General features: G+C 67.3%; 14 protein-coding genes. 7 read left to right on the top strand and 7 right to left on the bottom strand.

All coding sequences use genetic code 11. The annotated features are described in order from the left end of the window. The coding region (locus EJ913_RS12790) for an ABC transporter ATP-binding protein C-terminal domain-containing protein (protein WP_483398294.1) at positions 1 to 143 on the top strand (143 nt) is incomplete at its 5' end. Beyond that, positions 136 to 858 (top strand): ABC transporter ATP-binding protein, encoded by a 723-nt coding sequence (locus tag EJ913_RS12785; protein WP_126998357.1) that lies wholly within the window; start codon positions 136 to 138, stop codon positions 856 to 858. The genes EJ913_RS12790 and EJ913_RS12785, both read left to right, overlap by 8 nt. A 68-nt stretch (positions 859 to 926) precedes the next feature. On the opposite strand, the gene pcp is transcribed toward EJ913_RS12785, so the two are convergent. Then, positions 927 to 1,574, bottom strand: coding sequence for a pyroglutamyl-peptidase I (gene pcp / locus EJ913_RS12780; protein WP_126998355.1), 648 nt, complete (start codon positions 1,572 to 1,574; stop codon positions 927 to 929). Between the two features lie 15 nt (positions 1,575 to 1,589). Next, positions 1,590 to 2,462: an RNA polymerase sigma factor RpoH gene (gene rpoH / locus EJ913_RS12775; protein ID WP_126998353.1), complete on the bottom strand. Its 873-nt coding sequence runs from the start codon at positions 2,460 to 2,462 to the stop codon at positions 1,590 to 1,592. A 204-nt stretch (positions 2,463 to 2,666) separates the two neighbouring features. Here rpoH and EJ913_RS12770 point away from each other — a divergent pair, with 204 nt between their 5' ends. Then, positions 2,667 to 3,056: a NifB/NifX family molybdenum-iron cluster-binding protein gene (locus tag EJ913_RS12770; RefSeq protein WP_126998351.1), complete on the top strand. Its 390-nt coding sequence runs from the start codon at positions 2,667 to 2,669 to the stop codon at positions 3,054 to 3,056. A 14-nt stretch (positions 3,057 to 3,070) separates the two neighbouring features. On the opposite strand, the gene EJ913_RS12765 is transcribed toward EJ913_RS12770, so the two are convergent. After that, positions 3,071 to 3,775 (bottom strand): sensor histidine kinase, encoded by a 705-nt coding sequence (locus EJ913_RS12765; protein WP_126998349.1) that lies wholly within the window; start codon positions 3,773 to 3,775, stop codon positions 3,071 to 3,073. A 238-nt stretch (positions 3,776 to 4,013) separates the two neighbouring features. Here EJ913_RS12765 and EJ913_RS12760 point away from each other — a divergent pair, with 238 nt between their 5' ends. Continuing rightward, positions 4,014 to 5,018: an esterase-like activity of phytase family protein gene (locus EJ913_RS12760; RefSeq protein ID WP_126998347.1), complete on the top strand. Its 1,005-nt coding sequence runs from the start codon at positions 4,014 to 4,016 to the stop codon at positions 5,016 to 5,018. A 7-nt stretch (positions 5,019 to 5,025) separates the two neighbouring features. On the opposite strand, the gene EJ913_RS12755 is transcribed toward EJ913_RS12760, so the two are convergent. The 3 genes from EJ913_RS12755 to EJ913_RS12745 form a co-directional block, all read right to left on the bottom strand. Continuing rightward, positions 5,026 to 5,760 carry a YopT-type cysteine protease domain-containing protein gene (locus EJ913_RS12755; RefSeq protein WP_185909763.1) on the bottom strand — a complete coding sequence of 245 codons (735 nt, stop codon included), beginning with the start codon at positions 5,758 to 5,760 and terminating at the stop codon, positions 5,026 to 5,028. A 261-nt stretch (positions 5,761 to 6,021) separates the two neighbouring features. Beyond that, entirely contained in the window at positions 6,022 to 6,813 is a 792-nt protein-coding gene (locus EJ913_RS12750; protein WP_126998343.1) for a DUF3750 domain-containing protein, read from the bottom strand. A gap of 125 nt (positions 6,814 to 6,938) precedes the next feature. Further along, positions 6,939 to 7,118: a DUF3553 domain-containing protein gene (locus tag EJ913_RS12745; protein ID WP_126998341.1), complete on the bottom strand. Its 180-nt coding sequence runs from the start codon at positions 7,116 to 7,118 to the stop codon at positions 6,939 to 6,941. A 108-nt stretch (positions 7,119 to 7,226) separates the two neighbouring features. Between EJ913_RS12745 and EJ913_RS12740 the strand changes: the two genes are divergently transcribed. Further along, positions 7,227 to 7,886: a histidine phosphotransferase family protein gene (locus tag EJ913_RS12740; protein ID WP_126998339.1), complete on the top strand. Its 660-nt coding sequence runs from the start codon at positions 7,227 to 7,229 to the stop codon at positions 7,884 to 7,886. A gap of 16 nt (positions 7,887 to 7,902) precedes the next feature. Here the strand turns inward: EJ913_RS12740 and EJ913_RS31625 are convergent, their stop codons facing one another. Next, positions 7,903 to 8,073 carry a hypothetical protein gene (locus EJ913_RS31625; RefSeq protein WP_185909762.1) on the bottom strand — a complete coding sequence of 57 codons (171 nt, stop codon included), beginning with the start codon at positions 8,071 to 8,073 and terminating at the stop codon, positions 7,903 to 7,905. A gap of 206 nt (positions 8,074 to 8,279) precedes the next feature. Between EJ913_RS31625 and EJ913_RS12735 the strand changes: the two genes are divergently transcribed. Then, on the top strand, positions 8,280 to 11,048 hold the full coding sequence (locus tag EJ913_RS12735; RefSeq protein WP_126998337.1) for a hybrid sensor histidine kinase/response regulator: 2,769 nt from the start codon (positions 8,280 to 8,282) through the stop codon (positions 11,046 to 11,048). Further along, a complete protein-coding gene (locus EJ913_RS12730; RefSeq protein ID WP_126998335.1) occupies positions 11,045 to 11,545 on the top strand; it encodes a chemotaxis protein CheW in 501 nt (166 codons plus the stop codon). Before EJ913_RS12735 ends, EJ913_RS12730 begins: the two co-directional genes overlap by 4 nt. Positions 11,546 to 11,606: the final 61 nt, after the last annotated feature.

Below are 11,606 nucleotides of genomic sequence, written 5' to 3'. Positions count from 1 at the left end.
AGCACAACCTCTCGGTCGTCGCGCATCTGTCGGACACCATCACCGTGCTGCGGCGCGGCGAGATCCTGGCCGAGGGTCCATACGACGTCGTATCAAAAAATGCCCAAGTGATGGAAGCCTACATGGGGACGGGACATGCCTGACGGCGCGATGACCAAGACCGCGATGCTCGACATCGCCGACCTGCAAGGCTTCTACGGCGAAAGCCACGTCCTGCACGGCGTCAGCCTGGAGGTCCGCCAGGGCGAGGTGGTGACTCTGCTCGGCCGCAACGGCGCCGGCAAAACCTCCACCATGCGGGCCGTCATGGGCATCATGGGCAAGCGCACCGGCTCGATCCGCTTCCAGGGCCAGGAGCTGATCGGCATGGCCCAGCACAAGATTCCGCGCCTGGGCATCGGCTATGTGCCGGAGGAGCGCGGCATCTTCTCCAGCCTCAGCGTCGACGAGAACCTGACGCTGCCGCCGGTCATCAAGGACGGCGGCATGACCGTCGAACAGATCTACGACCTGTTCCCCAACCTCAAGGGTCGCGGTTCGACGCAGGGGACCCGGCTGTCGGGCGGCGAGCAGCAGATGCTGGCCATCGCCCGCATCCTGCGCACCGGCGCCACCCTGATCCTGCTCGACGAGCCGACCGAGGGGCTGGCCCCCGTCATCATCGAGCAGATCGGCGTCGCGGTGCGGGCGCTCAAGGCGCGCGGCTTCACCATCGTGCTGGTGGAGCAGAACTTCCGCTTCGCCGCCACCATCGCCGACCGCCACTACGTGATGGAGGAGGGGCATGTCGTCGACATGATCCCCAACGACCAACTCGAAGCCAACATGGGCAAGCTCCACACCTATCTGGGTGTGTGAGGTCCATGTGCGGGTGAAGGCCGCGCTTTGAAAAGCCGCCGTTCCTTTCCAATTGAAAGGAACGGCGGTCAGTCCAGCCGCCCTTCCGCGATCTTCCGATCCTCGCCCGTCGCCAGAATCGTGTCCACGGCGATGCGCAGCGCTTCGGCAACGCTCTCGATGGCCATGGATGGGCTGCCGGGATGGCGGGCGGCCTGGGCCGGCGACAGCGGAATGTGGACGAAGCCGACGCGCAAGTCCGGCCGACGCACGGCCCGCAGGTGGCAGGCACCATAGAACAGGTGGTTGCAGACGAAAGTGCCCGCCGTCTGCGACACCGAGGCCGGCAGACCGGCGGCGCGCACCGCCGCGACGATGGCCTTGATCGGCAGGCTGGCGAAATAGGCCGCCGGACCTTCCGGAATCACTGGAGCATCAATGGGCTGATTCCCGGCGTTGTCGGGAATGCGGGCGTCGTCGAGATTGATGGCGACGCGTTCGACCGAAAAATCGCTGCGGCTCTGTGCCTGACCGACGCAGAGGAGCACCACGGGATCGGCCAGCTTCACCGCCCGATCCAGCCCGTCCAGCGCCGCACCGAAGACGCAGGGAATGCGGTGGGCCACCACGCGATGGCCCCGGCATTCCCAGCCGTCGAGGCGGCGCACCGCCTCCCAGGACGGGTTGGTGTCCTCACCCCCGAAGGGCTCGAAACCGGTCAGCAGAACGTTGCGCACCGGATAGGCGCCTTGTTACGCCGCCGCGGCCAGTTGCAGCGTCTGCTTGGCGACCTTGGCGAAGGCCCGCTCCTCGATCTGGCGGATGCGCTCGCGGCTGACGCCGTAGCGGACGGCCAGATCCTCCAGCGTCAGCGGCTTCTCGGACAGGCGGCGCGAGGTCAGGATGTCGCGTTCCCGCTCGTTCAGCACGTCCATCGCCGCGCGCAGCAGGGCGCTGCGCCGCCCGGCCTCGCCGCGCTCGACCAGCGTGTCCTCGACGGTCGGACGCTCGTCGGCCAGCAGGTCCTGCCATTCCGAATCGCCTTCCGACGCGATGGGCGCGTTCAGCGAGGCGACGGGACCCGACAGGCGGCGGTTCATCGTCACCACGTCGCTCTCGCCGACCTCCAGGTCGTTGGCGATGCGGGTGACGTTCTCCGGCAGCAGGTCGCCGCTGCCCAGTTCGCCCAGCTTCCGCTTCAAGCGGCCCAGGCTGAAGAACAGCTTCTTCTGCGCGGCGGTGGTCCCGATCTTCACGAGGCTCCAGGACCGCAGGATGTAATCCTGGATCGAGGCCTTGATCCACCACATCGCGTAGGTGGACAGGCGGAAGCCACGGTCGGGTTCAAACTTCTTGACGGCGGTCATCAGGCCGAGGTTGCCCTCGGCGACCAGATCGGTCAGCGGAAGGCCGTAGCCGCGATAGCCGCTGGCGATCTTCACGACCAGCCGCAGATGGCTGGTGACCAGCGCGTGCGCGGCCTTGACGTCGCCGTGCTCGGTCCACGCCTTGGCCAGCATGAACTCGTCGTTCGCGGCCAGGACCGGGTAGCGGTGGGTCTCGTTGATGTAGCGGGACAGCAATTCGCCGGAATCGGTCGAACGGAGCGCAAGTGCGGTGCTCATGTCACATCCTCACGGAAAGCGATATGACGGAACGGGACCCCCATCCTGGCGGACCCCGACCTCTCCGACGGAGCAGGTCGGTTAATATTTACGAATAGGCCTTCTGTGTCAAGCGATGTGCGCGTTTTGATCCCGCTCAATGCGCGGGAAGCGCGAGCGTGGCAGGAGGGCGGCGTCGTCGCTGGAACAGGGACTTGCCCGCCTATGAAGATCGCCGTCGGCACCCAGGATTTCCATACCATCGCCACCCATGGCGGCCGCACCCGCCGTTTCCTCGTCTTCGAGGCCGAACCGGGCCGCCCGCCGTCCGAGGTCGCCCGCATCGAGCTGGCGGAGGACGAGGTGCTGCATCTGTGCGGCGACGGCCGTCCACATCCCATCGACGCGGTGGGTCTTGTGATCGCCGGCGCGTCGGGAGCCGGCTTCGTCGCCCACATGAAACGGCGCGGCATCGTGCCGGTGACGACCACCGAAACCGATCCGATCCGGGCGATCCGCGCCTGGTTCGCCGGCACCATCGAAACGGCGGCGGAGCCCGCCCACCCGCACGAGCACCATGACGGCGCCCACCATCATGAACATGAACCCGGCTGACGGCGCCGGACGCGTCAGATCGGGAAGCTGACTCCGGCGGTGGTGCCGGCCGCGTCGGAGTCGGTCGACAGCGTGTCGCCCAACTGCCCGGCCAGCGCCTCGGCCAGCATCAGCCCGTCCTCCGCCGTGGTGTCGAAACCGGCGGGCAGGGCGCGGCCGTTGTCCTCCACGGTCAGGCGGGCGCGACCGTTCGGCTCCTGACGCACCGACACGCGGATCCAGCCGTCGTCGGGGTAGGCGTGGTGCAGGCTGTTGGTCAGCAGTTCCGCGATGATCAGGCCCAACGGCATCGCCTCGTACAGCCCGATCTGGATCGGATCGGAGGTGATGGAGACGGGAATGCGCGCGGTGCCCCCCTGCGCGTTCCCCTTCACCGCGTCGCACAGCGTCTCGACGTAGCGGCCGAGATCGACATGGGTGCCCGACCCGGTCTCGTGAAGCTGGCGGTAGAGGATCGCCAGGGTCTCGATCCGCAGCATGGTCTGTTCGTAGGCGGCACGGGCGTCGGGATCACGGATGCGCCCGGCCTGAAGCTTCAGCAGGCTGATAACCATCTGCAGGCTGTTCTTGGCGCGGTGCTGCAACTCCCGCAACTCGGATTCGAGTTCGAGGATGCGGGTGTTCAGCCGGTCTTCGAACGACTCCGCCTCCGGCGCCGGCGCGCTGCCCGGATGATCCGGCGGGAGGAAGACGGCACTGGACCGCAAGGGCATCGGCATCGGGACAATCTCGGGGCTCGGGCGGCGCAACAGAATGCAGGGATATGCACCAATTTAAGCACTTGCCGGCCCCCCCGAACCGGTTCTGAGGGGGTAATCCAGCGCGCCTAGCCGAAAGGTCAAGGCTTCCTCCACCGGCGGCCAAGTCCTAGCCAGCCGTCCGTTTTCGCTCCGCCACGAAGGGGCCACGCCCAACGGCCGGTTTCCCGGCGGCGGCGGACGTGGCATGAGTGCGGGCATGAAAACGCGCGCCAAGACCCTGTCGATCCTGCTGCTGCTGACGCTGTCCGGCGGCTGCGCCGTGCTGTCCGGCGCCGAGCCGGCGCCGCCGCACGCCTCCGCCGTTCCACTGGATCACGGACGGCCGGAGGTCGTTTCGGTCGGGGGCCTGCGCTTTCGCGGGGCGCTGGAATTGAGCGGCGGCGGCATCGGCGGGCTGTCCGGCCTGTGGGTGGCGCCGGACGGGGCACGCTTCGTGGCCATTGGCGACACCGGCCTCGTCGCGACCGGCGGGCTGGACTATGACGCGGCCGGACGGCTGAGCGGCGCCACGGATCTGCGCACCCGCCCCCTGGCCGTGGAGGAAGGATTCTCCAAACGGAAGAAGCGCACCGACGCGGAAGATCTGGCGCGTCTTCCCGATGGGGGATGGCTGGTGGCGTTGGAGCGCGACCACCGCATCCTGCGCTACCCATCCGGCGAAAACGGCCCGGAAGGCGTCCCCACTCCGATCCCGGTGCCGCCGGGCGTGACCGAGGACACGCCCCCCAACAGCGGCCTGGAATCGCTGACCCGCTTGGCGGACGGGCGTTTCCTGACCATCGAGGAGGGCGAGGACGGCGCCGCCCAGGAGCGCCGCGCCTGGGTGACGCGCAGCGCGGCCCTGCCGGAGCGGCGCGGGGATTGGCTGCCGCTGACCTACCGCACGGCGCCGCGCTTCCGCCCGACCAGCGTGGCGCCGCTGCCGGACGGCGGTGCGCTGGTGCTGGAACGGCGGGTGTCGCTGCTGGGCGGCTGGTCGTCGCGAATCGTGCGGGTCGCGGCAAAGGAACTGCGGGCGGGTGCGGTTGCCGACGGGCGGGAGTTGGCCCGGCTGGAGGCGCCGCTGCTGAACGACAACTTCGAGGGCATCGCCACCCGCAGCGATCCGGCGGGGGAGACGCTGGTCTATCTGGTGTCCGACGACAATTTCAGCGCGTTGCAGCGCGGCTATCTGGTGATGTTCGCCCTGCCGGACGAATGACGGTGGCCTACACCTTCTTCGTGCTGCTGGACGCCTCGACCCGAAGGGCAACCACGGAGGAATGCCCGCCGCCCATTTCCATGAACGTGAAGTTCAGGTGTGCGAGAAACACATCGATGTCGTCGGCAGGGATTTTGAACTCTCCCCGATTGGGATCGAAGAAATAGAGATGCGACGACGTCCCGCGCTTGCCGTTGGATTTGTAACAGCAGGTCGTGTGCTGATGGCCGCCATCGAAGTTGATGATGTGGAAGCTGTGCGGCTGGTTGAGAAAGGTAGCGAGATCCTCGAACTTGACACGCGCGGCCTCGACGTAGCTGGACCGCCCCTTGTATTTGTCGCGGTATCCCGCCGTGAATCCAAGATAAAGCGTTTGCATGCTTTTGCTCAACCCGAGCCCGTAGTTTCCGAGAAACGATCCGAGCGCTTTTCTGTAGATTTCCGCGCTGCTGCTTTGCGACTTGTCGCGGGCAATGTCTCCGTAGCTGCTCTGAGCGCGGCAGATCGCTTCGAATTTGTTCTTGCTGCGGAGAAATTCGAGGCGCGCATCGGACGACTTCTTCTTTCCCCAGAAAGAGCGGTATTGGCGGTGGTGGGCGATCCAGTAGGCGCAGGTGGCCATGCAGACTCCACCCTGGAATTCCTGATTCGCGGTCTTGAGCAAATCCGCCTGCTCGAACGTGCCTTGCAGATAGGACGAATACCACTCCGTGGCCGGGGCTATGGCCTCAGTCAACGACATCCGCATCTCCCAATGTCGGCGCGCGAGCGCACGATGATGACGATGGCGGAAGGCTAGAAACGCACTTCATCCAAATCAACGATGTTGTGCGCTCCAAGATGGGGCGGTTCCTGGCTGGTTATCGCCTCGGAGATCCATTTCCAACCCAGCAACAATTCGCCTTAATTGTCGTCGGTTTTCGATGCTTGTTTGGGAAGAATTTCATTGATCGGGGTGTAAGCTTTTCGCCACCGTTCAGCCGCCCCGAGACAGGACAGGCGATCATTCCTGCGGCTTGGCCTCGCCCTCGACGACGACGGGGGTCGGAGAATCCGGACGAAAGGCAAGGCGGCCGACACCCGGCAGCTTGACCGCAAGGTCCAGCGGATCGACGCCGACCGTCAGACCAAGCAGGTTGACCTCCAGCCCTTCCTCCGCCGCCAGCAACACGCCGGCGACGCCGAACAGGCTGACCTGCCAGCCGGTGCCGCTGGGCGCCCGCGCGAACAAGCCGGTGCCCAGATAATCCTTGCCGAGCGCCGTGGAGGGCAGGTCGAGCCGCAGTTCCGGAACCGCGCGCGCCACCCAGGCGGCGAAGGTGTTGCTGTTGGGGCCGGGCCAGATCCGGTACTCCCCGGCGTAGGGGTAGGTCCCGGCGGCCTCCGCGATCTTGGGGATGGCCGCCGCCGCCGCCGCGCCGCGCAGTTCCGCCAGCACCATGGGCTGGGCGCCGAACCAGCGCCCGTCCGGGTCGCGGTGGCTGACCGCGACGGCCGGCATGCCCCGGTAGACCCGCCAGCCGATCACCTCGTAGACGGTGTAGGCCCGCGCGCCCGCCGGCTTCACGGCGAACCAGGGATGCACGCCGAAGGCGCCGCGCCAGGACAGGACCCGCGCGGCGTAGACCTGCACCACCGCCTCCGGCGTCGTGGCCGGGTCGGGGGCGAGCCCCACGGACGTCCGGTCGGCCTTGCTCCAGTCGACGCCCAGCGACGCGGTGCCGGACGCGATCACGAAGACCGGCCCGGCGAGCAGCAGGAGCAGCGTGAACAGACAAACCAACAGCACTTTCACCGCCCGCTCTCGCTTCGTTCCGACCCGCCGCGCCAGGATAGCATCGCCACGCCGGGCGTCCCTGTTATACGACGGTGACCGCGTGGGCGATTCGGGGCTGTCCCGTTCGGGAGGCGGTGAGCGTTTCACGCCATGTCCGGATCGACCACGTCCAGCGCAATCACGTCGGAGTCGATCAGCACCTTTCCGGCATGCTCGAAATTCACCGTGATCCGGTTGCGGATCGCCGATTGGACCTGCCCCAGACCCCAGTCGGGTTGGCTCGGGTGACGCACCCACGCGCCGGGAACCAGGGAATCGTCCATGAAGCGTCCTTTCCGAAACGCGAATCGTCCGCGCCGATGCTACACTATCGCCCGTGAATTTCGGGCCATAAGCCGCAACCGCTCCCCTATCCGTCTGGAGACCCCGCCTTGACCATCGACATTCGGGTGCTCGAACTGCTCGCCTCCAAGGTCTGCCACGACCTCGTCAGCCCGGTGGGCGCCATCCGCAACGGGCTCGAGCTGATCGAGGAAATGCAGGACGAGGAGGAGGACGGCGCGCCGGCCGGCGGCTTCTTCGGCGAGGCGGTCAAGCTGATCGACCACTCCTCGGCGCAGGCGGACCGCCGGCTGCGGGTGTTCCGGCTGGCCTACGGCTTGGCCGGGCGCGACCAGAAGGGGTTCGGCGACGCGCGCGCCGCCGCCACCGGCTGGCTCGACGGCGGACGCACCACGCTGGACTGGCCCGACCGCGTGCCCAGCGACATGATCGCCTACCGGCGCGGCGTGGTGAAGACCATGCTCAACCTCGTCCTGCTGGCCGACGAGGCGCTGACCCATGGCGGCACCGTCACCGTGACGGGGGAGGGGAGCGAGGAGAGCGGCCGCCTGACCGTCACCGCCGCCGGCCGCCCCGGCGCGCTGCGCCCGGATTCGGCCAAGGCCCTGGCCGGAGACGCGACGACGGAGGAACTGACTCCCCGCACCGTCCACGCCCATCTGACCGGCCGCTTCGCCGAGGACGACGGCTTCCGCCTGACCGTCACGCCGTCCGGGCCGGACAAGCTGGTGTTCACGGCGGATTGGTAAGCGCGGGGCTCCCGCCTCAAAGCCTTTTGTGGATCTGCGTTTCCACGACGACCTGCTCGACGCCGCCGGTCGTCTGGTGCGCGGTTGTGCGCAGCGTCACCGCAAGATTGTGCTTGGCCGCCTCGGCCAGCGTTTCGTTCAGCACGGCCACCGCGTCGCGCACGGCCTTGGCGAGTTCCGCGTCCATCCTTTTATCCTCCTGTGACAATCCGCCCCGACGACGTTCGGCGGAGCGCTGCGCGGTTTCCCTGTCCGAACGGGTAAGGTTCTCTTAATCAGTGTTTGACAGGCTCCGGGCATACCTGGACTGGAACGCAACCGGTGGCCCACTTGTGCCGCCTGTTCGGGCCGGCGGGCCGGAACGGACCTAACATTGGGCCTGGGGAATGCGACATGGATGATCTGCTCTCCGAATTTCTGACGGAAACCAACGAAAACCTATCGGTGCTCGACGTCGAGTTGGTCCGATTGGAGCAGAACCCCAACAACCCGGAACTGCTGTCGAACATCTTCCGCCTCGTTCACACCATCAAGGGCACCTGCGGCTTCCTGGGGCTGCCGCGCCTGGAGAAGGTGGCGCACGCGTCGGAAAACGTGCTCGGCAAGTTCCGCGACGGCGAACTGACGATCAACCCCGAAGCGGTGTCGTTGATCCTCCAGGCGCTCGACACCATCAAGAGCCTGCTCGCCGTGCTGGAGGCCACCGAGGCCGAACCGCCGGGCGACGACCTGCCCCTGATCGAGCGGCTGAACCTGTGCGCCGAGGGCAAGCTGGGCGCGCCGCCCGCCGCCGCGGCGCCGGCGGCGACCGCCCCGGCCGTCGCCGCCGCCGAGGAGCGTCCGAACACGCTGGACGAACTCGAAGCGCTGTGGAACTCCATCCCCGGCCCCGAGACCCCCGTTCCGCCCCCGGCCCCGGCCGCCAGCACCGCGCTCGCCCCCCGCGCGCCCGAACCGGCGCCCGAGCCCGCCCCGTCCCAGGATCTGGTCGTTCCGGAGCCGGAACCGGCGCCCGCCGCCAAGGTTCCGGTCGCCGCGACCCCGGTCACGGGCGGCGGTGGCGGCAACGACGGCAACACCGAGACCGCGACCAAGGAATCGGCGGTCGCCGCGCAGACCATCCGCGTCAACGTCGACCTGCTCGAAAACCTGATGACCATGGTCTCGGAGCTGGTGCTGACCCGCAACCAGCTGCTCCAGATCCTGCGGTCGCAGAAGGAGAGCGAGTTCGCCGCCCCGCTGCAGCGCCTGAACCACGTCACGTCGGAGCTGCAGGAAGGCGTCATGAAGACGCGCATGCAGCCCATCGGCAACGCCTGGGCCAAGCTGCCGCGCTTGGTGCGCGATCTGGCGCACGAACTGAACAAGAAGATCGACCTCCAGATGCTCGGCGCCGACACCGAGCTGGACCGTCAGGTGCTGGAGCTGATCAAGGATCCGCTGACCCACATGGTGCGCAACAGCGCCGACCACGGGTTGGAGATCCCGGCCGAGCGCGTCAAGGCCGGCAAGACCGAGACCGGCCGCGTCACGCTGAACGCGTATCACGAGGGCGGCCACATCATCATCGAGATCCAGGATGATGGTAAGGGCCTGGCGATCGACCGCATCAAGCAGAAGGCCATCCAGAACAACATGGCCTCGGAGATCGAGCTGGCGTCGATGACCGACCAGCAGATCATCCAGTTCATCATGAAGCCCGGCTTCTCGACCGCGGCGAAGGTCACCAACGTGTCGGGCCGCGGCGTCGGCATGGACGTGGTCAAGACCAACATCGAGAAGATCGGCGGCACGATCGAGATCAAGTCGGTCCAGGGCAAGGGCTCGACCTTCGTCATCAAGATCCCGCTGACGCTGGCCATCGTCTCGGCCCTGATCGTCGAATGCGCCGGCGAGCGCTTCGCCATCCCGCAGATCAGCGTGGTCGAGCTGGTGCGCGCCGCCGCCGACAGCGAGCACACCATCGAACGCCTGAAGGGCACGCCGGTGCTGCGCCTGCGCAACCGCCTGCTGCCGCTGGTCTCGCTCCAGCAGCTCCTCAAGCTCGACGACGCCGCCGAAGCCGCGAAGAAGACCGAGGACGAGACCTTCATCGTCGTCACCCAGGTCGGCACCTACACCTTCGGCATCATGGTCGACCGCGTGTTCGACACCGAGGAAATCGTCGTCAAGCCGGTCGCGCCCATCCTGCGCCACATCGAGATGTTCTCGGGCAACACGATCCTGGGCGACGGCTCGGTCATCATGATCCTCGACCCCAACGGCATCGCGTCGGCCACCGGCGAGATGGCGATGGCCGAGACCGCCGGGAGGGAGGCCGCCGCCGTCCAGACCCAGCGCAAGGAGGATAAGATGGCGCTGCTGCTGTTCCGCGCCGGGGACAGCGCGCCCAAGGCGGTGCCGCTCTCGCTGGTCGCCCGCCTGGAGGACGTCGACCTCGCCACGGTCGAGCTGTCGAACGGCCTGCCGATGGTCCAGTACCGCGGCAAGCTGATGCCGCTGGTTCCGATCGACCCCAACTTCACGCTGGCCAGCGAGGGGCGCCAGCCGGTGCTGGTCTTCGCCGACGGCGACCGTTCGATGGGCCTGATCGTCGAGGAGATCGTCGACATCGTCGAGGAGAAGCTCAACGTCCAGCTCGCCGCCGAGCGTCCCGGCCTGATGGGCTCCGCCATCATCGCCGGCAAGGCGACGGAGGTGATCGACGCCGGCTTCTTCCTGACCCAGGCCTACAAGGACTGGTTCGGCTCGGCCGCCAACGAAGGGTTCGAGGAGGAGAAGCTCCAACGCGTGCTGCTGGTCGACGACAGCCCGTTCTTCCGCAACCTGCTGACGCCGCTGCTGTCGGTCGCCGGCTACGACGTGACGGCGGTCGAGAACGCCGGCGACGCGCTCGCGCTCTGCGAGGCGGGCGAGGACTTCGACGTCATCGTGTCCGACATCGAGATGCCGGGGATGAGCGGCTTCGACTTCGCCGAGGCGGTGCGCCACGGCAGCCGTTGGCATCGCGTGCCGATGGTGGCATTGTCGAGCCACGCCAGCCCGCGCGACCTGGATCGCGGCCGGATCGCCGGTTTCAACGACTATGTCGCCAAGTTCGACCGTGATGCTCTGCTCTACGCTCTCCAGCAGACGCTGACCGAACAGAAAGGTGCCGCATGAGCAACGCCAAGCTGCCGTCCACCGTCCGGAAGTCGAAGGGCGACGATCTTGTCGCCAACGGCAACCAGGATTTCGTGACCATGACGATCGCCGACCAGATGTTCGGCATCCCGGTCCTTCAGGTGCAGGACGTGCTGGGCCATCAGCGGATCACCCGGATCCCGCTGGCCCCGCCCGAGGTGGCCGGGTCGTTGAACCTGCGCGGGCGCATCGTGACCGCCATCGACGTCCGGCTGCGGCTGGGGCTGACCGGGCGTCCGAAGGACAAGCCCGGCATGTCCATCGTCGTCGATCTGCGCGGCGAACTGTACAGCCTGATGGTCGATTCGGTCGGCGAGGTTCTGAGCCTGACCACCGAGGATTTCGAGCGCAATCCGGCCACGCTGGACCCGCGTTGGCGCGAGGTGTCGACCGGCATCTACCGGCTGAACGGCCAATTGATGGTGGTGCTCGACGTTCCGCGCCTGCTGAACTTCACGACCGTCGAAGCGGCGTAAAAGCCGCCCCTCCGGATCCTCGCAAGGGGCGGCGTTCCGCGCCGTCCCCGGGATTCCCCAC

The sequence above is a fragment of the Azospirillum doebereinerae genome (assembly GCF_003989665.1).
Lineage (GTDB): Bacteria > Pseudomonadota > Alphaproteobacteria > Azospirillales > Azospirillaceae > Azospirillum > Azospirillum doebereinerae.
This window is presented reverse-complemented; position numbering and strand designations above follow the sequence as displayed.